This window comes from Mesotoga sp. H07.pep.5.3, assembly GCF_002752615.1.
In the GTDB taxonomy this organism is placed as follows: domain Bacteria; phylum Thermotogota; class Thermotogae; order Petrotogales; family Kosmotogaceae; genus Mesotoga; species Mesotoga prima.
In genome coordinates this window covers 223783-245420 of the sequence record NZ_AYTV01000021.1, presented here as the reverse complement: position 1 = coordinate 245420, position 21638 = coordinate 223783, and the positions used below count along the sequence as shown (strand labels likewise).

Annotated in this window: 23 protein-coding genes; 13 read left to right on the top strand and 10 right to left on the bottom strand. The window is 47.5% G+C overall.

Annotation, left to right across the window (positions count from 1 at the left end; all coding sequences use genetic code 11):
- Positions 1-654: 654 nt before the first annotated feature.
- The 6 genes from V513_RS09220 to V513_RS09195 are packed head-to-tail and all read left to right on the top strand — an operon-like array spanning position 655 to position 6022.
- Positions 655-1395: a GntR family transcriptional regulator gene (locus tag V513_RS09220; protein WP_099772500.1), complete on the top strand. Its 741-nt coding sequence runs from the start codon at positions 655-657 to the stop codon at positions 1393-1395.
- 30 nt (positions 1396-1425) lie between these two features.
- Complete coding sequence (locus V513_RS09215; RefSeq protein ID WP_099772499.1) at positions 1426-2670, top strand: ABC transporter substrate-binding protein; 1245 nt, start codon at positions 1426-1428, stop codon at positions 2668-2670.
- Positions 2671-2718: 48 nt separating this feature from the next.
- Positions 2719-3585, top strand: a complete 867-nt coding sequence (locus tag V513_RS09210; RefSeq protein WP_014731258.1) for a carbohydrate ABC transporter permease — start codon at positions 2719-2721, stop codon at positions 3583-3585.
- Positions 3586-3594: 9 nt separating this feature from the next.
- Complete coding sequence (locus tag V513_RS09205) at positions 3595-4437, top strand: carbohydrate ABC transporter permease (RefSeq protein ID WP_099772498.1); 843 nt, start codon at positions 3595-3597, stop codon at positions 4435-4437.
- A 4-nt stretch (positions 4438-4441) separates the two neighbouring features.
- Positions 4442-5254, top strand: a complete 813-nt coding sequence (locus V513_RS09200) for a nucleoside phosphorylase (RefSeq protein WP_099772497.1) — start codon at positions 4442-4444, stop codon at positions 5252-5254.
- Positions 5255-5260: 6 nt separating this feature from the next.
- Complete coding sequence (locus V513_RS09195) at positions 5261-6022, top strand: SDR family NAD(P)-dependent oxidoreductase (protein WP_099772496.1); 762 nt, start codon at positions 5261-5263, stop codon at positions 6020-6022.
- A gap of 71 nt (positions 6023-6093) precedes the next feature.
- Here the strand turns inward: V513_RS09195 and V513_RS09190 are convergent, their stop codons facing one another.
- Positions 6094-7281: a GNAT family N-acetyltransferase gene (locus V513_RS09190; protein WP_014731254.1), complete on the bottom strand. Its 1188-nt coding sequence runs from the start codon at positions 7279-7281 to the stop codon at positions 6094-6096.
- Between the two features lie 81 nt (positions 7282-7362).
- Here V513_RS09190 and V513_RS09185 point away from each other — a divergent pair, with 81 nt between their 5' ends.
- The gene (locus V513_RS09185; protein WP_257212042.1) at positions 7363-7521 is read left to right on the top strand and encodes a hydrolase-like protein; all 159 of its coding nucleotides are present in this window, start codon (positions 7363-7365) and stop codon (positions 7519-7521) included.
- 183 nt (positions 7522-7704) lie between these two features.
- Positions 7705-7872, top strand: a complete 168-nt coding sequence (locus V513_RS09180) for a hypothetical protein (protein WP_257212041.1) — start codon at positions 7705-7707, stop codon at positions 7870-7872.
- Positions 7873-8639: 767 nt separating this feature from the next.
- On the opposite strand, the gene V513_RS09175 is transcribed toward V513_RS09180, so the two are convergent.
- Complete coding sequence (locus tag V513_RS09175; protein WP_099772495.1) at positions 8640-9485, bottom strand: formate/nitrite transporter family protein; 846 nt, start codon at positions 9483-9485, stop codon at positions 8640-8642.
- 212 nt (positions 9486-9697) lie between these two features.
- Between V513_RS09175 and V513_RS09170 the strand changes: the two genes are divergently transcribed.
- Together V513_RS09170 and V513_RS09160 are read left to right on the top strand one after the other, a co-directional pair.
- On the top strand, positions 9698-9850 hold the full coding sequence (locus V513_RS09170) for a hydrolase-like protein (protein ID WP_180274864.1): 153 nt from the start codon (positions 9698-9700) through the stop codon (positions 9848-9850).
- A 741-nt stretch (positions 9851-10591) separates the two neighbouring features.
- Positions 10592-12157: a tetratricopeptide repeat-containing diguanylate cyclase gene (locus V513_RS09160; RefSeq protein ID WP_099772493.1), complete on the top strand. Its 1566-nt coding sequence runs from the start codon at positions 10592-10594 to the stop codon at positions 12155-12157.
- A gap of 91 nt (positions 12158-12248) precedes the next feature.
- On the opposite strand, the gene V513_RS09155 is transcribed toward V513_RS09160, so the two are convergent.
- The 3 genes from V513_RS09155 to V513_RS09145 are packed head-to-tail and all read right to left on the bottom strand — an operon-like array spanning position 12249 to position 14352.
- Complete coding sequence (locus tag V513_RS09155) at positions 12249-12980, bottom strand: ABC transporter permease (RefSeq protein ID WP_014731249.1); 732 nt, start codon at positions 12978-12980, stop codon at positions 12249-12251.
- Positions 12977-13942, bottom strand: a complete 966-nt coding sequence (locus V513_RS09150; RefSeq protein ID WP_099772492.1) for an ABC transporter ATP-binding protein — start codon at positions 13940-13942, stop codon at positions 12977-12979. Before V513_RS09150 ends, V513_RS09155 begins: the two co-directional genes overlap by 4 nt.
- A gap of 59 nt (positions 13943-14001) precedes the next feature.
- Complete coding sequence (locus V513_RS09145; RefSeq protein ID WP_257212040.1) at positions 14002-14352, bottom strand: ArsR/SmtB family transcription factor; 351 nt, start codon at positions 14350-14352, stop codon at positions 14002-14004.
- A gap of 376 nt (positions 14353-14728) precedes the next feature.
- Between V513_RS09145 and V513_RS09140 the strand changes: the two genes are divergently transcribed.
- Positions 14729-14971, top strand: coding sequence for a hypothetical protein (locus V513_RS09140; RefSeq protein WP_014731246.1), 243 nt, complete (start codon positions 14729-14731; stop codon positions 14969-14971).
- Positions 14958-15395, top strand: a complete 438-nt coding sequence (locus V513_RS09135; RefSeq protein ID WP_099772490.1) for a MarR family winged helix-turn-helix transcriptional regulator — start codon at positions 14958-14960, stop codon at positions 15393-15395. The genes V513_RS09140 and V513_RS09135 overlap by 14 nt, the downstream gene beginning before the upstream one ends.
- Before the next feature lie 18 nt (positions 15396-15413).
- Here V513_RS09135 and V513_RS09130 read toward each other — a convergent pair whose 3' ends face one another.
- The 4 genes from V513_RS09130 to V513_RS09120 all read right to left on the bottom strand — a co-directional run bounded on the left by V513_RS09130 (position 15414) and on the right by V513_RS09120 (position 19204).
- Positions 15414-16652 carry an anaerobic sulfatase maturase gene (locus V513_RS09130; RefSeq protein ID WP_099772489.1) on the bottom strand — a complete coding sequence of 413 codons (1239 nt, stop codon included), beginning with the start codon at positions 16650-16652 and terminating at the stop codon, positions 15414-15416.
- 40 nt (positions 16653-16692) lie between these two features.
- Complete coding sequence (locus tag V513_RS09125; protein WP_099772488.1) at positions 16693-18303, bottom strand: arylsulfatase; 1611 nt, start codon at positions 18301-18303, stop codon at positions 16693-16695.
- Between the two features lie 210 nt (positions 18304-18513).
- A complete protein-coding gene (locus tag V513_RS14220) occupies positions 18514-18642 on the bottom strand; it encodes a hypothetical protein (RefSeq protein WP_257212039.1) in 129 nt (42 codons plus the stop codon).
- Positions 18643-18874: 232 nt separating this feature from the next.
- Positions 18875-19204: a hypothetical protein gene (locus tag V513_RS09120; protein WP_257212044.1), complete on the bottom strand. Its 330-nt coding sequence runs from the start codon at positions 19202-19204 to the stop codon at positions 18875-18877.
- A 199-nt stretch (positions 19205-19403) separates the two neighbouring features.
- Between V513_RS09120 and V513_RS09115 the strand changes: the two genes are divergently transcribed.
- Positions 19404-19913 carry a PH domain-containing protein gene (locus V513_RS09115; RefSeq protein ID WP_099772486.1) on the top strand — a complete coding sequence of 170 codons (510 nt, stop codon included), beginning with the start codon at positions 19404-19406 and terminating at the stop codon, positions 19911-19913.
- Between the two features lie 1391 nt (positions 19914-21304).
- Here the strand turns inward: V513_RS09115 and V513_RS09100 are convergent.
- A complete protein-coding gene (locus V513_RS09100) occupies positions 21305-21532 on the bottom strand; it encodes a hypothetical protein (RefSeq protein ID WP_099772484.1) in 228 nt (75 codons plus the stop codon).
- Positions 21533-21638 lie beyond the last annotated feature (106 nt).

Below are 21638 nucleotides of genomic sequence, written 5' to 3'. Positions count from 1 at the left end.
CGCACGGTTCTGTGAGAGGACGAGGGGCTCCGCCCCTCTCCTACTCGATCACTTTTGAAGACGTGGTTGGGGTGTCGAAGGCTGGTGGCATCAAGATCAGAAGTGATGCTGCCTCCGGCAGGAAGTGAGGCTCGCTGGCGCGAGGAAGTGATGCCCGGAAGGACATCCGGGGAAGTGATGCTGGCGCTTACATGCCAGGAGGCAAAACCAAAAAAAAGAGCAAGCAAATTAAAGTAACTAATCAGACAGACTTATTTCGTCACTGAAGTGCTCCTGTTCAGGATCTGGGCTTTCTGGAAACCGAGATTAGGGGTCAGTAGTCAGAGGTTGGAAGAGCAAGAGAGTGGTCACCGTCCGCCTAGGAAAACTGTGAACCAATAGCATCAAGATTCCGACCAGGAGCTTTGTCGGAATGACGCAATTGGGCCTTTTCGGAGTAACCATACGCTGTCATCCCGGACTTGATCCGGGATCTGTTCCAAGAACGAACAACCTGGACGCGTAGTGTCGGAAGGAGGAACCAGGATTCTCGGCGAGGGGGAGGACCGTTGACTGACAACCTCGGGCAAAATTGTTTCCACAGTCTTTGTTTCTGAAGATGAATAGTGTATATTAAGTTGTAGGACATCCTACAACATTCAAGAGGCGGTGCGAATGAGGGAGATAGGTATCGACCACAATTCCCATGTCTCACTTTCTGGGAAGATTCATAGCGAATTGAGAAAACTGATCTTGAATGGTGAACTCAAAGCAGGAGAGAGATTGCCCTCGGAACCGGACCTTGCTCATGAGCTTGGGGTTAGCAGGAATTCCCTGAGAGAAGCTATCGGCCTCCTTCAAAGAGAGGGTTTGCTACTTAAGAAGCATGGAATTGGGACTTTCGTTACAGATAGATATCCGATCATTAGGGGAGGAATCGAGAGGCTCTCAAGTATACGGAGCTTTATCGAATCCCAGGGTCATTCTGCCAGAAGCGAGATAAGCCGATTCGATCAGTGTGTTTGCGAAGAAAAAATCTGTGAGTTCCTCGACCTGGAAGTCGGCTGTCTGGTTCATGTTCTTGAGACTACCAAATACGCTTCGGAAATGCCCGTTGCCGTTTGCATTGATTACATTCCGAAGTCCATAGTGAAAGATATAGATCCCGACAGAATTCACAATTCTGTCTTTGAGGGACTGGGTAAACACTATAATATCGATATCAGATATGCCGAGTGCGATTTAATTCCTTCAAGTTGTGACGAAGTCCTATCTGAAAGGCTCAAGGTCGACGTGGGTACTTCACTTCTCTTACTGGAGCAGATTCATTACGACGTTTTGGATAGAAAGGTTCTGTATTCGAAGAGTTACTTTCCGTCGGGAAAATTCACTTTCAAGCTCATCAGAAGACGTTGAGATAGATAGCTAAACAGGAGGTGTAGGGAAATGAGAAAGCTTTTACTGGTGACGGTTCTATTACTGGGTGTTATGCTTTCAGCCACAACCATTGAGGTCCTATGGATGGGGTGGCCCCAGGATCAGGTTATGCAGCTCGTCAATGCGTTCAAAGAAGAGACAGGAATCGACGTGGATATTCAACTGGTCCCCTTCGGCCAGCTTTTCCAGACGATCGAAGTCAGACTTGCGGCTGGCGACGGTACACCAGATGTGTATATTGTGGATGGTCCAAACACGGCCTCTTATGCGGCACGAGGTTATCTCCTTCCCCTGGATGAACACTTCAGCGATGAGGAGATGTCTGCGTGGTTCGATGCCTCTATAGAAGAGGGCAGCTATCAGGGCACTTTCTATTCGGTTCCTTACGGAACTTCATCGGCCGGCATATTCTACAATAAAGCTATCTTCGAGGAATACGGTGTTCCATTTCTGCCGGAGACAATAGAAGAGAGACTAACGTGGGAAGAGGTGGCCGAAATTGCGAAGAAACTCACCAAAGATACCAATGGTGACGGACTTACAGATATCTGGGGCCTTGTGATTGAACAGATAGACAGACCGTATCTGATCTTCCCCATGGTTCAGTCACTAGGCGCGAAAGTCCTTTCTGACGACGGTCTTGAATCTCAGGGATATATCACTTCAGATGAGTTTGTTGAAGGAATCACCTTCTACTGGAAACTCTTCAACGAATGGAAGGTCAGTCCCCAAGGGCTCAACGACTCGGCTATTTCACGAGAGTATTTCGGAACTGGCAGAGCCGCAATGATGCTTGGAAACGAGTGGAACTTGAGAAGGATGCTCCAGTATCCCGACGTGGATTATGGACTTTCCCCCTTCCCCTATTTCGAGGGCGGAGTTGCAGTCACCCCGACAGGCAGCTGGCATGTTGGAATTAACTCCAAGACAAAGAAGCTTGAGGAGGCTCTGGCCTTCACAAAGTATATTACCGGTAAGGAAGCGGTAATAACCTGGCACAAGCTGAACGGTATTGCACCGGCAAGGCCAGATGTTTACGAGGCCCTTCCCGAGGTTTTCGATAACCCAATGTGGCAGCTCTTCGTTAAAGAAATGGAGACCACCGCAGTCCCGAGACCGAGAACACCCGGATACTCTCAGTACGAGCTAATGCTGCGGGAGGCATTCAACTCTATTCACTACGGTGCCGATCCAAGAAGCACTCTTGAAGAGGCCGCCGTACGAATAGACAGAGAACTTAGAAAGTACAGATAGTTTTCCAGGGATCGTGCCTGAATCTAGATTATTCCGGATGGTGTGCAGATGTTTCGAAATAACAAAGTAGCGTGGCTTTTTGTTCTGCCCGCGCTGGTATTTCTTCTTGTATTCAAGATCTGGCCAATAGGCGTCTCGGTTATTGAGAGCCTTACTATGACGAGTTACACCGGGACAAAGTCATTCGTAGGGTTCGAAAACTATGAATACCTCTTCAAGCACGATCCCGTTTTCTGGAAATCCTTTTCTGTTACTCTCTTGTACTCAATAATCGTTAATCCCTTGATTGTCCTGACCTCATTGTTGATGGCGTTGCTTCTGAATTCCAGCCACTTCTTCACCAAGTTCTTCAGGACTGTCTTCTTCTTGCCGACGGCGATCTCGTTCGCCGTTGTCTCGGTAATCTGGATGATAGTCCTCGATCCGTATAACGGGCTGGCAAACAGCTTTCTGACCATGTTCGGCTTCAAACCTCAGCCCTTCTTCGCCTCTCCCGATCAGGCGCTTTGGGGGCTGATACTTCTTAACGTCTGGAGAAGCTCGGGCTACTGGATGATGTACTTTTTGGCCGGATTGCAGAACATTCCCGAGACACTGTACGAAGCTGCCGAGATCGACGGGGCCTCAACTTTGAGGAAGACTTTCAAGATAACGTTGCCTCTGCTAACAAGGACGATTTCATTTGTTCTCGTTGCAAACACGGCCTTCAATTTTCTTAGTTTCGCGCCGGTCTACATAATTACCAAGGGCGGCCCCATGGGCTCGACAAATCTCCTGATGTACGAGTCTTACAAGAGCGCCTTCGTAAATCTCGACATGGGAAGGGCCTCTGCGATCACTACTATCTTGTTGGGAATCATCCTTGTTTTCAGTTTCTTCGAGCTGAGATTTACAAGAGCTCGATTCGAGTATTGAGGTGGAATCATGAAGAAGCGAAGCCTTTGGAAAACACTTATTCTCTTTGCCGTTCTCGGCATTATAAGTCTTTTCTTTCTGATCCCACTCATCTGGGTCATTGCATCCGCTTTGAGGCCTGCCAGCCCGCTCTACGAGTACGCCAATCCTCTGACCTGGAAGAGTTTCATTCCGACTCAACCGACGCTGGAGAATTTCGTACATATATTTGTCAACCTCAACTTTGGCAGGGCTCTCATGAACAGCCTTTTCGTTTCGGTGTCGACCATAGTTCTTACGGTCCTGGTCGCCTCCATGGCAGGCTTCGCGCTTGCAAAGTTCGAATTCAGAGGCAAGGCTGCGCTCTTCACAATAGTGCTAATTACTTTTATGGTTCCCTTCGAGTCTATTGTCATACCGCTTTATATACTCATAAAACAGCTACATATAGACAACACATACTGGGCGCTCATTCTTCCGGGCGTAGCCAACGGCCTTGCGATATTCCTTTTCAGGCAGTTCTTCTCTGAAGTACCTTCAGAGATAATGGAAGCGGCAAGAATAGACGGCGCGTCCTGGTTCAGAATCTACTGGAGGATAGTCCTTCCGCTGAGCGTTCCGGCCATAGTCACGGTAATCGTAATGGTCTTCATGTTCCAGTGGAACTCGCTGTTCTGGCCTCTTGTAGCAACCCATTCAAGCAGATTCGAAGTTGTACAGGTAGCCATCGCTGCACATAGATCAACGGAAAATACAAGTTGGGCAAATCTCTTCAGCTCGGCCATCGCCGGCAGTCTGCCGCCGGTAATTCTCTTCCTATTCCTCCAGAAGTACTTCGTAAGGGGGATAAGCGGAACGGGATTGAAAGGATGATTTCATGAATAATTCGAAGAAGGCGAAAAACCACTTGCAGATTTCCAGCGACTCCCTTCCCGAGATAGCTCTTCTGCCTGGTGATCCGGCAAGAGTATACGAGATCGGAGAGTGTCTGAGTAATGTGGAGGAAATAGGAAACAACAGAGACTACATAACCGTTACCGGAACCTATAAAGGCCTGCCGCTTACTGTATGTTCAAGCGGAATCGGAGGACCCTCGACTGAGATCGCAGTGGTCGAGCTAAACAGGCTGGGCGTTAAGACAATCATCCGTGTCGGAACCTCCGGAGGACTTGCCGACGATGTGAAACCAGGAGACTTGATCGTGCTTTCGAGTTGCATAAGATACTCGGGGACAGCAAACCTCTTCATTCCGGAGAACTTCCCCGCCGTAGCCGATTACCGGCTACTTACGGCGCTGATCTCAGCCTGTGAAGAGGCCCGAGTGGTCTATCACGTGGGAATCGGTCTTTCACTCGATTCCTTCTATGCAACAAAGCCCGATCTCCTAAGAGAAGACTTCCCATCATCTATCTACGGAAAACTTGAAGAATGGATCGCGGCAGGTGCCTTGCAGCTCGACATGGAAGCGGCTACTCTCTATGTGCTTTCTTCTCTTCTGAAGATCAACGCCGCCGCCATATGCACCGCAGGATCCAACATCTCACGAGGTGAAAGACCGGAGACTCCTCCTTCGAACAAAAACGCTATAAGAGCAGTCTGCGAAGCAGCTTATAAATTTAATAACTGGAAAAAGATCTCAGTGAAGCGGGGGAGGAATTTCACCCTTCCTCCGATTGCAGAGCGGGGGTAATGAACGATGAGTGAGAGACTGACCGGAAAGACGGCCCTTATCTTCGGAGCTGGCAGAGTTGGAAGCTCCGCTGCCAATGCATTTGTAAACGAGGGTGCAAAGGTTATTCTGCTTGACAGAGACGAGGAAAGGCTCGAAGCTTTGAAGAAGAAACTTGAAGAATCGAGAAAGGGATTCTGTTCGACGATATGCGCAAACATTGACAGTCAAAGAGATGTGGATGAGATCGTAGATCTACTGGCAGAAAAGACATGGAAGGTCGACATCCTTCTTAACTGCCCGGCCTACATCTACAGGGCACCATTTGTCGATCACCCAATAGAAGAGATTGACAGGCAGTGGCATATCAATGTGAGGATAGTCTTCATGTTGTCGCAGGTTGTTGCTAAGATGATGTCGGAAAACGGTGGCGGAAAGATCATCAACCTGGCGTCGGTCGGCGGCCTCTTTCCGGAAAAGGGGCACGCAGGCCACTGCGCAGCAAAAGCGGCGATTATTGCGATTTCAAAGGTAATGGCGCTCGAACTAGCCTCGGCCAATATTCAGGTAAACGTCATTGCCCCCGGTCCAACAGAGACCGTTCCATTTACTTCTCCCTTCTATTCTCAACATCCCGAAGTACTGAAAAGAATAGAGGAAAAGACTCCGGCCGGGAGGATTGGTCATCCCGAAGACCATACAGGACTAATGGTATTCCTGGCTTCGGATGAATCGAACTGGATAACGGGCCAGGTGATAATGTCCGACGGTGGACTTGGTCTGGTCTGATGCTACAAAGCATAGAAGAATAAGTATGCCCCGGATCGAGCCGGGGCATATTCATTGGTGTCAGGATAATACTAGAAGTGTTGAAGCTCGAAGGGCAAGCTCTTTGGAAGATCCTGACCTTTGTAGCCGTCCGATACCTTAACCCTGCCGAACTCGATCATCTCTTTGAAATTAGTGCTGCCGCCAACAACCGAAGACAAGGTCGAGATATCACACTCAAGATCAAAAGAGTCACTCGGCGAGAAGCTAAGTTCTCCATTCTCAACGCATAGTTCGAAAACTCCGTCGTTCCAGGATGCCTGACTGTCGTCGATTTTGATTCCGACCCGCATGTCCGGAGCGTCAATTCTCAGACCATTTAGTAGCTGGAGGTCTACGATTCTGATCATAGTCCTGGGTACTATCTTCATCTCGGACGGCCTTTCCTTTAGATACGGCCAGAGAAGGAAATCAGGCGGAAGGAAAGCGTGGATCTGATCGATTTGAAGAGAAAGACCTTTCAAGAAACGGAACATTGCATGCCTTGTTTCGACATCGTCCGCAAGGAAGATCGTGACTAAAAACTTAAGTCCGCTGTCCTTGTCAAACTTATCGTAGAGAAAGACGTAGCGGAGCATTCCCGTAGTCCTTCCTTCTCGCTTGAACTTCACGAATTTCTTGGAAACATCGTTATCGGTTCGAAACTCGAAATCGCTTTTCCACATCTCTTCGTCTCTCAAGATCATGCTGTAGTGACTGCTTGCGTACTCGTTGTAGAACTCCCTGATTTCACCGTCGGCATCTTCCATCTCCTCAATCTTCACTTCGACCTTCTGATCGGGAAGATCTATAGAACCTGGGGAGAACTTCGCCCTGAGCATCGTGTCAAACTCCTCCCATCCGAGCTTTCTGTAGAAGCTCCTGCTAAAGGGATAGAGCAGAGATACGGCCTGCCCCTTCTCTCTCATAGTCTCGAGTGATTTCTGTAGAAGGAATTTGACTGCGCCCTTACCCCTGTAAAGGGGACTTGTGCAGACGTTCCCAATTCCACCCATCGGAATGACGGAATCTCTGAGTCGCATCTTCAAAGAAAGTAGAAGATACTCGGCGGCAAGAGTAGAACCGTCATAGGCCCCAAAGGGGTCCCTTAGATCGTTATTGAAGATCTCACCAGCATGTTTCGAAGCGACCCTCATCCAATTTTCTGTAATACCGAAAGAGAATTTCATAAGATCAAGATAATCCTTCTGATTGCTTATTCTCCTGCATTCAAACATCATTTCACCATCCCTGAATGTGGTGTAAAAATGATAGCATATCGCCGTCGTCGTACGAAGACCGTGGCTGGGGGTAGCAGGTTGGTGGCATCAAGATCAGGAGTAATGCTGCCTCCGGCAGGAAGTGAGGCTCGCTGGCGCGAGGAAGTGATGCCCGGAAGGGCATCCGGGGAAGTGATGCTGGCGCTTACGTGCCAGGAGGCAAAACGAAAGAAAAAGAGCAAGCAAATTAAAGTGATCTGATCAGAACGAACTTATTTTGTCACTGAAGTGCTCTTGTTCAGGATCTGGGCTTTTGAAAAACCGTGGTCGGGGGTTGCGGGTTGGGGGTTGGAAAGAGCAAAGGATCAGTTGCAAGATGCAAGTTCCAAGTTGTAAGTAAAAAGACCTAACAAAACGGGTCTCGGGTTTCGAGTCTGGGGTTTCGTGAACAAAACCGGCTCACCAATTCTGGGTTTCACTGTAACTGAGGAAGTTATCTCGATATCGGCTTTCGGAAGTCCCTTACTCTGTCATCCCGAACTTGTTTCGGGATCTGCACTTTTGAAGACCATGGCCGGTGGTAGCGAGTTGGGTGTTGGAAAGAGCTACTGAAAACCGGGTCACCGTTGAATCGTTCTCCGTTCTCGGAATAAAAAACCTGTTCTTCATTCCTGATCAAAGTGAAAAAACGAGAGATTCTGAATCAAGTTCAGAATGACGGGATGCGACGTCTTCGAAAAACCCGATAACTGTCATCCCGAACTTGTTTCGGGATCTGCACTTTTGAAAACCGTGGTCGGGGGTTGCGGGTCGGGGGTTGGAAAGAGCAAAGGATCAGTTGCAAGATGCAAGTTCCAAGTTGTAAGTAAAAAGACCTAACAAAACGGGTCTCGGGTTTCGAGTCTGGGGTTTCCTGAACAAAACCGGCTCACCAATTCAGGGTTTCACTGTAACTGAGGAAGTTATCTCGATATCGGCTTTCGAAAGTCCCTTACTCTGTCATCCCGAACTTGTTTCGGGATCTTGGTTTGAAGAAACCGTGGTTGGGGGTCGGAGGTCGGAGGTTGGAAAGAGCAAAGGATCAGTTGCAAGATGCAAGTTCCAAGTTGTAAGTAAAAAGACCTAACAAAACGGGTCTCGGGTTTCGAGTCTGGGTTTCGTGAACAAAACCGGCTTACCAATTCAAGGTTTTGCTGCAAATGAGGTAGTTATCCAGACAGCGGTTTTGGGAAGTCCCTCAAATTGTCATCCCAAACTTGTTTCGGGATCTGGGCGTCGTCCTCACTATTGAATTAAGTACGCTGCCCTTTCTTATCGCTTTTCCAACAAATCAAATTTATACTTACGCTTTCTTTGAAGCTTACAGTCCGGGATCACCATTATTGTGCCGACTTTCCTTTCTTCAAGTAGACAAACCAGTAGATTGTACCGACAAAGAAAGCGCCTCCTACGATGTTTCCAAGAGTCACCGGTATTAGATTCTTCGTGAAGAGAGTTCCCCAGTTGAGATTAGAGATCTGTTCAGCACTGACTCCAAGAGAAATCGCGGCCTTGGCAAATTCTTCATTTGCCTTTGCGAGAATTCCTGCGGGAATATAATACATGTTTGCCACGGAATGTTCAAAGCCTGAGGTAATGAAAAGCCATATCGGGAAGAAGATGGCGAGAATCTTGCCGGCTATGTCTTTGGATGCGGATGCCATCCATATGGCTATGCAGACGAGCCAGTTGCACAAAATCCCCATAAAGAATGCGTTTTCGAAACTAAGACCCGTCTTGTAAGCCGCAATCTTGATTGTATATCCACCCAGCAGACCTTCGGAAAAGCCGAGCTGGCCTGAATGGAGAACGAAGTAAGCTATAAGTAAGGAACCCGCAAAGTTTCCTAAGTAAACGAAGAGCCAGTTCCTGAACATAGAAACCCATTTCGACTTCTTTTGCAAACAGGAAATGACAATAAGACTGTTACCCGTGAAAAGCTCTGCTCCGGAAATGACTACCATCATAAGGCCCGTCGCAAATAATGCGCCTGCCAGGGTCTTGGAAAGTCCCACTGAATCGATAGTGTGTATCGCCACGTTGGACCCCTGCGCCGCAAATGCAATGAATGCACCGCCCAGAATACCCAGCACGAATTCCTTCACGATAGTCAAGTTGTTTTTTGCAGAACCTATCTCGACAAAACTCTCAGCATTTTCCGAAGGACTTAGAACAGACCTTTCCATTTCAAAAACCCCCTGTTATCTATACATCTGGACACCATTCATACAAAACTTCCCGAAAAGCCGACAATGATGAGGGACACTTAGATGTTATCACACACTAAGAGTAGCAGCGATAAGAACTAGAGCGGGGATCATATTCAAGAAGGCAGTATCGACGCTTCTTTTCAGAGGAAAGAATCAGTTGCAAGACCGTGGTTGGTGGTCGGAGGTTTGTGGCATCAAGATCAGAAGTGATGCTGCCTCCGGCAGGAAGTGAGGCTCGCTGGCGCGAGGAAGTGATGCCCGGAAGGGCATCCGGGGAAGTGATGTTGGCGCTTACGCACCAGGAGGAAAAAACCAAAAAAAGAGCAAGCAAATTGAAGTAATCTGATCAGACGAACTCATTTTGTCAGTGAAGCGCTCCTGTTCAGGATCTGGGCTTTTGAGAAACCGTGGTTGGGCGTTCGAAAGTTCAAGAGAAACTAGTCGACCGTTGAGCGGTTCTCCGTTCATTGAGAAGAGCCGCTTCCCGCTTGCTAAGAAACGCTGAACGCTGGAAAGAGCGAGATTCTGAATCAAGTTCAGATGACGCGGAGCGCGGAGTATCGATTACAAGGTCTGGGGTCCCGCAAACAGAACCGGCAATCAATTCAGGGGTTCAATGCAACTGAGGAAGTTGTCCGGACAGCGGTTTGTGGAAGCCCCTCACAATGTCATCCCAAACTTGTTTCGAGATTAATTCCAAGAACGAAGAGCCTGGACGCGTAGCGTCGGAACGAGGAACCGCGATTCTCGACGGGGACGGTGGACCGTTGACGGACAACGTGGTCTTCATCAGCGTACAGCGTGTACTCTCAAGCGTGAAGCGGCTTTTCTCGGCGAACCAGTTTCTCTTGCTCTTCCTACTTCTGACCACCGACGTCAAACCTCGGTAAACGATGGCATGAAATTGCTTAATTGGTGTGGCATAGCTTTCAATCATATGAAATAACCTTGTGTAATCATGTAATAAATTATGCAATCGAACAATTTTCAAGTCACTCTCTGTTTGTTTGCAAGCGCTTCTAATTTCTGTATCGTTGAAGAAGAGCAAAGAATTTTGCACGGCAGATGTGTGGGAGGCAATGATGACCGAGAAGAGATCGATCAAAGAGATTATGAAAGCCTATTCAGAAGTCCCCGATAAGGATTTCCGGCAAAAGCTCAAAATTTTGAATGAGCTTTCACAGACAATGTTCAAAGAGGGCAACCCTCTTCTGGCGTCGGAGACTGTTAAAGCGGAGCTTTCAAGAATTGAAGCCCCGGCATGTATCGAGCTGGCAAACATTACGCACAACATGATTAAGTACTCATGCGTTGTGGGCAATTACGATTCATCGATCGAATATGCCTTGAAGGCAGTTGTTCTTTTCAAGGAATTCGGAACGGCCGACGATGTCAACGACGTGATCGGAAACATTGGTGGTGTGTATGTCTACATGGGGCGGTTTGAAGAATCCCTCGAGTACACCGATAAGGCTCTAGAATACGTTCGAATAAAGGGTGATGATCTCGCGGTAGCTAACTTTCTGAACAACAAGGCCGTCGCATTGAAAAGTCTGGAAAGATTTGAAGAAGCCGTGGATTGCTTGATCAAGGCAATAGAAATAAAGCTCTCTCTAGGAAAGAAAGCAGATCTCTGCAACAGCTACTTCAATCTCTCCGAAGTGCTGATCAGCGGGGAAAGGTATGACGAAGTTCCCGCGATCTTCAAGAAAACCGAACCTCTAGTCAAAGAAATCGAAGATCCTGCAGGGTCTGCTGAATTCGATTTTCTTAAGGCTCAGTACTACATGGGAACTGGCAACTATGCAAAGGCTCTGGAAAAAATCGAAAGTTATATAGAGTATCAGAAAGAGTCTGGAAGCATGTCGAAAGTGCCTGGCGCACTAAGAAATAAGATTAAGATTCATGAAGAGCTTGGAGAAGAGGGGCTGGCTCTCGAAACGTACAGGGAACTTGACCTCTTGTCCCAAAGAACTTACAAGGAAACCTGCAGTGCCAGGGCCGCTGAGCTGGCGGCTTCATTCAGATTTCAGCAGAAGATGCACGAAATACAGTTACTGAGCAATCAGAACTTAGAACTTCAGGAAGCAAAGACAACTATCGAAAAGCAATATGAAGAACTTCTCGAAATCGACAGCAAACTCAAGAAGGCAAATGAGCTACTCGAGAAACAGGCCGAGATAGATCCATTGACCGGCCTCCTCAACCAGAAGAAGATGTACCCCATAATAGAAAGAGAGATAAATAGAGCCACAAGATACGGGACTCCTCTATCCATGATCATGATAGATCTTGACAACTTCAAAAACGTCAACGATACTTATGGTCACCTGCAGGGGGACATCCTTCTCAAGAATGTGGCGGGCATAATCAGGTCCTCTCTAAGAAAGGTTGACTTCGTTTTCAGGTATGGTGGCGAGGAATTTCTTGTTCTTTTGCCCTCAAGCGATTTGCAAATGGCAAGTTCTACCGCAGATCGTCTCCGGGATGAGCTGGCCAAGACCACATATCCTAAGGTGACGATGAGCGCTGGTGTCTCCAGCTGGTCAGGCGAAGATGCGACTCATTTCATTCAAAAGACCGACCACCTGTTATACGCAGCGAAAGGCAAAGGAAAGAACAGAGTCGAATTTCAGAAAGGCTCTTGACAGAGTAATCGGCGCAGCTTCAACCGAAAAGAAGACATTGTACTTGGTCCCAAAGGATTACTGAAAAATCAGACTCATTTAACCCTGGACTCTAGTAGATCCATCTTCTCTCAATATTCCGCGTACTTATTAAAAAGAGCAGTGCGGCAAAGCCCAGCAATATAAAAACGCTCGCCAGAGGATCTATGATTCCATTTCTGTTTATAGCGTGTTTAAGAGAATCGGCACCATAGGTCAGTGGAAGGACGAAGGAAAATGGTCTCAAAAACGCCGGCAGATTCTCTATAGGGATGAAGAGACCACAAAGAAACATCATAGGAAAACGGAAGAAGTTAGAAAACGTCTGCGCTTCGAATACTTCGCTAGCCGAAACTGCTATGAAAAGACCAAGAAAGGTCGAAGTCACAGCAATTAGCAGCACACTAACTGAAACCAGGAACCAGTTTATTCCAGATAGGTCGACAATCAAGAGGGCAAAGAGAACCGGAACAAAAGCGTTGATAATTCCGAAAAGTATTGCCCCAGTGGTTTTTGCAAGCATTAGAAGCTTGAGGCTTATGGGAGCTAGAAGCAAGCGTTCAAATGACCTACTTTTTCGTTCGAAAGTTATCGTAACTGCAAGCATCGATGTAGTCCCAAAGAGAACGGAGAGAGCCATAACCCCCGGCAAAATGTCTCTTATTTCTACGTCGCTTCCCGATCGCACAAAGAACATGAGGGTCCATGAGATAGGAAACACAATTCCCCAGCTTATGTTTGGTGGCTTCAAATAGTAGTTCTTCATATCCTTCATAAGGATTGTCCAGTAGGCTACTCCACTCATTTTTTCTTCCCCTCTTTCTCTGTCTTCATCTTCTCAACCTCTATTCCGGTCACTTTAACAAAGACCTCCTCAAGGGACGGTCTGACTATCTTCGCCTCGTACACATCGATCCCACGGGAACCGAAGAAGCTCATAAACGGCATCAGTTTTATTGGCTCCAAAGAGGTTATTCTAAGTGTGTTACCAGGTCGGAGGTTTATAGTCACGTTGCTGAACTCTTCAATCAATTGCTTCTTGAGATCAACGGGATCACTTCCAAGAGTGAATTCAACAATATTTTCTCTCTGAGCTTCTTTCATCAGGTCGGCCACGGTACCTATCTTTACAATTCTTCCCCCGACGATGAAACCAATCCTATCGCACAACCTTTCGGCCTCTTCTATGTAATGCGTGGTCAGAAAGATCGTGGTTCCCCGGTCGTTCAGTTCTCTTACCAAAGACCTTATCTGCCTTGCGCTTTCGACGTCGATGCCTGTAGTGGGTTCATCGAGGAAGAGAATCTCTGGATCGTGAATTAAGCCCGCGGCGATCGTGAGCTTTCTTTTCATCCCCTTCGAAAAAGCCTTGAACGGTCTCTTTCCTGTATCATCAAGGCCAAACTGCTTCAGCAGAGACCTCGCCTTTTCTTCTCTTTCAGACTTTCTGACCCCATAGAGAGCCGAACAGAAGACAAGGTTCTCATAACCGCTAAGATCATCGTAAAGGTTGCTCTCATCAGGAACAATCCCGATCAATCTCTGAACCTTCTTGATCTCTTTGATACCGTCTTTGCCTGCAATATCGATCCTTCCCGATGTCGGTCTTGCCAAACCTGTGAGCATGTTTATCGTCGTAGTCTTTCCGGCTCCGTTAGGTCCAAGGAAACCGAATACCTCTCCCCTTTCAACCGAGAAGTCGATACTATTCACGGCAGTGAAGCCGTTGTAGTTCTTCGAAAGGCCGGAGACTTCAATAATTCCCAAAGCGATTACCCCCCAAACTTGTATATTTCACCAAATCCCTATAGACTTATCCTAGAAACCTAACCGCTTTCCCCACTGGAGTCCAAACTACCGCTAATCGATTCCTGCAGAATTGCAATGCTGTCAGAGAGAAGAGTATCTGAAGATTCTTCACAGAGCTCAGCAAGTTGATTCGACAACTCCTTCAACTTTCCTCTGTCCACAGAATAATGGGTGAAATATCCTTTCTTATGACCCTTGACAAGATGCGCGCTCCGAAGCACCTTAAGATGCTGAGAGACGGCTGGCTCGGAAATACCGAGTCTTCTTGAAAGAGCTCTAACGCAGAACTCCCTCCGAAGAAGCAGCTTAATAATTTCGTACCTTGTATTATCTGCAAGTGCCTTCAATACATTGATTTCGAGATTCACAAAAATGTTTTCTCCAATCCAATTAAGTGAATACTTAACCAAATTCTAGTCCATTTTTTCTACTCTTTCAACTAAGGGTCGCCCACGTTTTCTCATGTCTGCTTATTTCCTCAAGTGCTTTCTTCTAGCGGTCATGTCTATCTACCGACTGGTGTCTCACAAAAAACTCTTTGTTTCTCATTCAATACTGATTATCGTAATCATGATTATTATTAATATCGGTGTTGAATGAAGAAGGTGAATCCGATATGAATGACTGCTCATGCAGAGAAACGAAGTGCGAGTTCCACGGTATATGCGACAGATGCCGGGAAAAACACGAAAGACTCGGGTCGCTTCCTGCCTGTGAAAGGAAGAGAAGGAGGAATCGGAGGAAATGAGAAAACTGATCAACCGCATCCTGTTGGCTGTGGCGCTTTCTCCGCTCGTACCAGCGATTGTCACGCTTTTCCCGTGGGAAGCTTCAAAGCCAAACTGCGTCGGCTACTATTCTGTCTGCTCTTTTGCACCGTATAGCTCCATTATTCTTGCAGGGATTGCATTTGCTACTCTAGGACTTGTTATAGCAACCAAGAGGCTGCTGAAGAGGTTTCTGAGGTTGTCCGATGATCTTCGATGACAAGATTGGAAGCCTATTCGAGAAAATTGCTTCGTTGCACATAAACCTCAGCAGACATGCACGGCTTGCCCTGGAACCTCATGGTATTAGCTACCCACAGTTCGGCGCACTGCTCGTTCTTTCAAGCCGCGGAGAGATGACCCAGAAGCAGCTCTCCTCACATCTCGAAACGGACACAACGAACACCATGGTGATATGTGTCGGACTGGAGAAGAAGCAGCTCATAACGAGAGAACAGTCCTCTGAAGACAAGCGGGCAAACATCGTCTCAATAACAGCAAAGGGAAGAGAGATATTTCAAAAGTCCATGGCAGTGCTTAGAGAGAGCTATGGTCCGACTGCTAATTCAATTTCGGAGAAGGAAAGAGACACGGTGAACTCAGTCCTGAATAAGTTACTTGAATCACTGAACACACTTCGGTAAGATGAGTTCCGGACTCTTTCACTTTCTCGACCGATACTCTTCGGCAAGCTTTTTCATGTATGGATCTATATGGGAGAAGTATTTTTTCAGTCCGGGGCAAAGGTAGTTCAGTCCCGGTTCTCCGTCTGGCGCTTTGACAAATCTGTTTTTCGGGCATTCTCCGTGACAGGCGAAAAGGTATTCGCACTTGTTGCAGTATTCCGGCAGTGTGGCAGCTTTCGAAACCCCGAAGACAGTCTGTGATGTCGAAGTCACCATTTCGAGCAACCTCCGGTCCTTAATGTTTCCGAGCCTGTGCTCGGGATAGACAAAGTGATCGCAGGAGTACAGACTTCCATCGGCCTCCAGCGCAAGTGCCTTTCCGCAAGTTTCAGAGAAGATGCACAACGATGCCTCCATCCCGAGCCACTGGGCAAGGGCACACTCAAAGAGGAAGACAAAGACTTTGCCAATATCCTCCCTGTACCAGATATCGAAAACTCCGTTGAGAAAACTCCCGTAGTCTTCTGGAACGACCGACCAGTCCGCAACGAGCGAACCGTGCTTACCTGGCAGGGCTTCACTAGATCCTGTAATCGGCATACTGTCTTCGGGAATGAATGTAGTGGGCGAACTTCTGAATACCTTCGGTTCTGCGATAGGAATGAACTGCATTCTGGTTGAGCCGGCTGTATCCCTCAAAAAGCGATATACCTCTCCAGGATACTTCGCGTTTATTCTGTTAACCACGGTCAGGGTATTGAAGGGAATTTCGTACTTGTGCAAAAGCCTTATGGCATTGAAGACCTTCTGGAAGGTCGGGCCGCCACTCCTGGTCTTTCTGTAGACGTTATGCAGTCTCTCCGGGCCGTCGATGCTTATTCCAACGAGAAAGTTGTTTTCTTTGAGAAACGAGCACCACTTTTCATCCAGCAGGGTTCCGTTTGTCTGGAGATCGTTGGCAATCTTCTTGCCCGGAGGACAGTAAAGCCTCTCGTAATCGACAACCTTTTTGAAGAAATCGATTCCAAGTAGTGTGGGCTCCCCTCCCTGCCAGGTGAAGACTATCTCCGGAACTGTCTGTGAGTTGATGTATTCATAGATGAACCTCTCCAGAACCTCATCGCTTATAACGTTTCTGCTGTTTATAAGCTCCTGTTTATGCAAATAAAAGCAGTAGGCGCAGTCGAGATTGCATAGGGCTCCCGTGGGTTTGACCATAACGTGAAACGCATTTATACTTTCCCTCGTTCTCCTATCGACTGCGCCCTCTGCCATTTACTGCTCTCCCTCTATGCGAGCTATTTCCTTATTCGTTCTAGTGACCCGTAATGATTTCAACTACAGGTGGATATTCAAGGAATGTGTCAATATGTTTCTTCATGGCTTCCAAGAAGAGATCTGTGAAAACCAGTTTTCTTATGGAGACGTTGTGTTCTTCCTTCGGATCCAGATAGAGATTGTACAGGTGATAATACGGGAAGGCCATTATGTAACCGGTAAAGCCTCCGGGATTAACGATTCCCTCTCCCGAATCCGATTCGGCAAACTGTACGTATTTGTACTCGGCTACCCTTACGGCAGAGAAGTAGCTCATAAGCCAGTAGTAGATGTACTTCCTGTTTGAGAGTCCCTCCTCGGCCAGGAGGAATGAAGTCTGGTCTACTCCGTCGATAAACCTATCGGAAGGTATAGAATCGGCTGCGCCTGCAAGTGTAAGGCATGTATTGAAGATATCGGCAATGTCGAAGAGGCCGTCTGAAGCCCGTCCAGGTTCTATCATTCCCTTCCAGTAGAAGATTGCGGGTACTCTGACGCCGCCTTCCCAGGTTGAACCTTTTGCACCTCTGAACGGCGAATAAGCGCTGTCCGGCCAGGATTCCATCTCTGGGCCGTTGTCGGACGCGATGAAAATCAGCGTGTTCTCGAGTTGTCCAGTTCTCTCGAGCGCTGCGACCAGCTCACCCAGTATGTCGTCAAGTTCGACTATTGTGTCTTTGTAAACCTGCTTGGCCGGAGACGACCCCTCATACTCGTCTCTGGGATAGTTGTCAAAGTGAGCTCCCCTCGTGCAGTGGTAAAGGAAGAACGGCTGGTCGCTATCGGCCATCTTTTCAATAAATTCAATCGAGTAGTCTTTCCAGTACTCGTCTAGATGTGAAGATACCTCGATATCTATCTCTTTAACCTGTTCGATTGTGCCGCCCTTTTCTGCGTGAACCCAGTACTTCTCGAAAGCCCACTCACGTATCATCTCGGTTCTCTCCTCGCTGTTGGCAATTTCGGGGTAGAAGTATGGATCCCGCCACTCTGTGTACAGGTCCGACACACTGAGGAAACCTGAGAAGTCATCAAATCCAACGTTTTGAGGCTGAGAACCGGGGTTCTCTCCCATGTGCCATTTTCCAACAGCTTGAGTAACGTAGCCGGCATCGCTCAACAACTGGGCAAGTGTAACTGCATTTGTTAGTCCTCCGGGCTCGTTGTACAGCGTTGGCCTTAGTATGCCGTGCCTGGCCGGGAGCTGTCCCGTAAGAAGAGTCGCCCTAGTTGGTGAAGAAGAAGGTTGCGAATAAGCAGAAGTAAGCATGAGTCCGTCTCTTGCAAGTGCATCCATGTTTGGAGTCGGCGCTCCTACAGCGACACCTCCACCGTAAACACCGAGGTCTCCCCAACCGACGTCATCCATTAGATACACAAGTATGTTCGGCCGCCTCCCAGTTCTGCTCTCAAACTCGGCCAGCTTTGCCATTGCTTCTTCTCTCTGCTCCGGATGAGGTATTACCTCCTCCAGATTCGGGGCTGGTTTCACGGTTTCGAGCGGCATAGTATCTTCATAGTTAGCCGCAAGCGCTGATGTGAGAGCGAGAGCGCTTCCGGTGGCTCCAATAAGCACTTTTCTAAGTAGCCTGGGACTTTGAACTTCCATACAACCATCTCCTCTTGGATTCACTTTCTAATAACCTTTCTGGAAGTGAAAAACCACGAAACAATTCTTGAAACCAGCATTCCGAGATCGCTCTCGGATAACCCTATTGGCATAGAAGAAAACGATCGAAGATAGTTAATATAGTCACACAATAAATGCCTTCAAGATACTATCACAAAGACCTTCGAAATCAGAGCAAATGCCAGATGTCTACTCGAAGAAACCTTCGCCCTTCGAATAATGAACAATCGCAAGCAATGTCATTCCTATTGAATTATCCTGGCAGGTTCCAGACACCTGAAATAACTCTCCAATGAAGGGATCTTCGAAAATTAACATCTTTTGACATCAAGTTCAGCAAAGCAAAAATGGAAAGACAAAGTGATGAATTCGTTTGATTCACAGAAAGCGAACTTGCTTCTCTCGAAGAGTGCCGTTCATTTATGAACCTTGGATTCAGAATTCACCGAACAAAAGAAAACTCCCAGACTAAAGTCTGAGAGTTATAGCTTCAGGAATAATACTAGCTATTTTGTATTAGGGCGGCCGTACCTAAGCCATAAGTACAAGGCTACTTATACAGGAAGCCGTCGCTGATGAGATCGCCAAAATTATCGTATATCTTTATCCGCAGTGTGCCATAGTTTATAAGTTCGGCCTGAATGGTTCTCTCGATCCAATAGGAGTCGTACCAGCCGTACTCTCCGACAAAACTCCGGTTGGCTCTTCTACTTACTATGTCCACGTTGTACGGGTCATTATCGAAAGATATCCATCCGGTATTGTTGGAGTTCACTACGAGAACAACATTGTGGTTCCCATAATAATCATTCAGAACACCACTCCACGTTCCGTCTAGCATGTCGTCAAATGAAAAACATCCGCCAAGCAGCAATACCATAATCACGGCTAGAGACACCAGGTATTGCTTCTTCATGGAGGTCGAACGGCGTTACGATAGAAGTTTTGCAGTTTGAACCCTTCAGATAAAGAGCTCTCCGTCCGAACCGCCACAAAGTCATAATGTCTACAATCATATGAAGATCAGGAGAACTCGAATATGTAATAATTGAATCGAATTTCCTGTGAGGAGGCAAGATATGGAGACAATCGTGTTCAAGTTTTCATTACCCACATCTGCGATCATGCTGAATATTGGAATCGTTATTTTCGTTGGGGCGATATTCATTTTCTCTCTATTCAAAACAAAGGGCTGGCAGAAGACTATTTCACTAATAATCACAGGCAGTCTGTTCGTCTTCTTCATATTTCTCTTCCTGATATTTCCATTCACAAACGCCGTCAAATTTGACGGCGAAAACGTTGTTCTGAATGCACTTCCCTTCGGAAGGAAAACGATAGCGATAGATTCGGCTGAAATCGTTGGAATTATCGACTGGACTGAAGAGAGGAACTTCGAGCCGACGGTAAGAACCAACGGAGCATCTACAGGTCTATACAAAGTGGGCTGGTTCCGACTCAGAAATGGCTCCAAGGCCTTCATCATGACTGCAAGATCGAAAGCCTTCGTCATGAAATCCGAGGATATTTACTACTTGATCTCTCCGGATGAGCTTCAGGAATTTGCCGATGTAATTTATTCAAATTAGGAATGCTTTATTGTAAGAAACCTGTTAGGGGGTAGCGGGTTGGTGGCATCAAGATCAGAAGTGATGCTGCCTCCGGCAGGAAGTGAGGCTCGCTGGCGCGAGGAAGTGGTGCCCGGAAGGACATCCGGGGAAGTGATGCTGGCGCTTACGTGCCAGGAGGCAAAAACCAAAAAAAAGAGCAAGCAAATTAAAGTAACTGATCAGACAGACTTATTTCGTCACTGAAGTGCTCCTGTTCAGGATCTGGGCTTCGAAAGAAACCGAAGTTAGAGGTCAGTGGTTGGAAGGGAAGACGAAAAACCAGTTGCAAGTTGTGAGTTGTAAGTTGCAGGTAAAAAAGCCCAGCAAAACGGGTCTCGGGTCTCGGAAGATCAAAACAAACCGGTTCTCCGTTTGATGGTTCTTTGTTCGCCGGGGAGAGTTGTGAAGCAATAGCATCGAGATTCCGACCAGGAGCTTTGTCGGAATGACGGAATTGGGCGTTTTCGGAGTAACCATACGCTGTCATCCCGGACTTGATCCGGGATCTGTTCCAAGAACGAACAACCTGGACGCGCAGCGTCGGAACGAAGAACCAGTCTTTCCGAAGGACGGGTTCATGGTTTGGGACAAAGGACCAAGGACGTTTTTTCACAGCGCTCAGCAACTTCTTACTCTTAAGCGTACAGCGTTCTTAGGATAGAGATGCGGAAACAAGTTCAGATGCGGAAACAAGTTCAGCATGACGCCGAGTACGGGGTTTCGATTACAGGGTCGGGGTCTCGTTAACAGAAACGACAATCAATCCACGGGCTCACTGCAACTAAAAAGATTATCCTGCAACGGATTCAAGAAGCCCCTCACAATGTCATCCCGAACTTGTTTCGGGATCTGGTTTTGAACCGCTCGGGGCTGCAGGTAGGTGGTTGCAGGTTCGAAAAGAGCTACAGAACACAAGATGCTGAAAATTGTTCATGATGTTGGTATGTGATGTTTGATCTCGATCTTCATACGTCTACCCTCATACCTCTGAACTCTTCAGTTTTTTTTGAGCTTATCGAAGGACAGGCTCTTCTCGGAAGACCGTTGACGGACAACGCGCTTTTCATCAGTGTACACCGGTTCTTAGGATAGAGATGCTGAAACAAGTTCAGCATGACGCCGAGTACGGGGTTTCGATTACAGGGTCGGGGTCTCGTTAACAGAAACGGCAATCAATCCACGGGCTCACTGCAACTAAAAAGATTATCCGGCAACGCATTCAAGAAGACCCTCATAATGTCATCCCGAACTTGTTTCGGGATCTGGGTCTTAACCGCTCGGCGGGGACGATGGACCGTTGACGGACAACGTTGTCTTCGTAGCGTTCAGCGGGTTCTCCCCTTTTAAGCGTAAATCAGATCTTTAGGCGTTCAGCGGTTCTTCTCCCGTGAGGTGGCACTGGCGAAGGCGAAGCCTTCACTTGCGGCGATGATTCTCGCCTTTTGGCCGGCCAGCGCAGCAGACTGGCTCCCTTTTCCCTCCTGCGAAGCAGCCTCACTTCCCCGGATGATCCTCCGGGCATCACTTCCGCCGGGATCTTTCGGCGCATCACTTCCGGGGATGCTCTTCCCAGCATCACTTCTCAATGGAGTCGGCATTGCGCCCGCCGATGTTTTTCAGCGCTTTTCTATACATTTACATTCCATATATAATAGAAACGCCGGATCTACAAGGACCGGTCATGGCCATTCGGAGGTGATACGA

What these genes read in the sequence shown, in the direction of transcription:
- V513_RS09200 (WP_099772497.1), top strand. Translation starts at nt 4,442, where the DNA reads ATGAATAATTCGAAGAAGGCGAAAAACCACTTGCAGATTTCCAGCGAC.
- V513_RS09120 (WP_257212044.1), bottom strand. Translation starts at nt 19,204, where the DNA reads ATGGTATTGCTGCTTGGCGGATGTTTTTCATTTGACGACATGCTAGAC.
- V513_RS09130 (WP_099772489.1), bottom strand. Translation starts at nt 16,652, where the DNA reads ATGGCAGAGGGCGCAGTCGATAGGAGAACGAGGGAAAGTATAAATGCG.
- V513_RS09155 (WP_014731249.1), bottom strand. Translation starts at nt 12,980, where the DNA reads ATGAGTGGAGTAGCCTACTGGACAATCCTTATGAAGGATATGAAGAAC.
- V513_RS09135 (WP_099772490.1), top strand. Translation starts at nt 14,958, where the DNA reads ATGATCTTCGATGACAAGATTGGAAGCCTATTCGAGAAAATTGCTTCG.
- V513_RS14220 (WP_257212039.1), bottom strand. Translation starts at nt 18,642, where the DNA reads ATGTTAATTTTCGAAGATCCCTTCATTGGAGAGTTATTTCAGGTGTCT.
- V513_RS09190 (WP_014731254.1), bottom strand. Translation starts at nt 7,281, where the DNA reads ATGATGTTTGAATGCAGGAGAATAAGCAATCAGAAGGATTATCTTGAT.
- V513_RS09205 (WP_099772498.1), top strand. Translation starts at nt 3,595, where the DNA reads ATGAAGAAGCGAAGCCTTTGGAAAACACTTATTCTCTTTGCCGTTCTC.
- V513_RS09175 (WP_099772495.1), bottom strand. Translation starts at nt 9,485, where the DNA reads ATGGAAAGGTCTGTTCTAAGTCCTTCGGAAAATGCTGAGAGTTTTGTC.
- V513_RS09210 (WP_014731258.1), top strand. Translation starts at nt 2,719, where the DNA reads ATGTTTCGAAATAACAAAGTAGCGTGGCTTTTTGTTCTGCCCGCGCTG.
- V513_RS09140 (WP_014731246.1), top strand. Translation starts at nt 14,729, where the DNA reads ATGAGAAAACTGATCAACCGCATCCTGTTGGCTGTGGCGCTTTCTCCG.
- V513_RS09125 (WP_099772488.1), bottom strand. Translation starts at nt 18,303, where the DNA reads ATGGAAGTTCAAAGTCCCAGGCTACTTAGAAAAGTGCTTATTGGAGCC.
- V513_RS09195 (WP_099772496.1), top strand. Translation starts at nt 5,261, where the DNA reads ATGAGTGAGAGACTGACCGGAAAGACGGCCCTTATCTTCGGAGCTGGC.
- V513_RS09115 (WP_099772486.1), top strand. Translation starts at nt 19,404, where the DNA reads ATGGAGACAATCGTGTTCAAGTTTTCATTACCCACATCTGCGATCATG.
- V513_RS09220 (WP_099772500.1), top strand. Translation starts at nt 655, where the DNA reads ATGAGGGAGATAGGTATCGACCACAATTCCCATGTCTCACTTTCTGGG.
- V513_RS09160 (WP_099772493.1), top strand. Translation starts at nt 10,592, where the DNA reads ATGACCGAGAAGAGATCGATCAAAGAGATTATGAAAGCCTATTCAGAA.
- V513_RS09100 (WP_099772484.1), bottom strand. Translation starts at nt 21,532, where the DNA reads ATGCCGACTCCATTGAGAAGTGATGCTGGGAAGAGCATCCCCGGAAGT.
- V513_RS09215 (WP_099772499.1), top strand. Translation starts at nt 1,426, where the DNA reads ATGAGAAAGCTTTTACTGGTGACGGTTCTATTACTGGGTGTTATGCTT.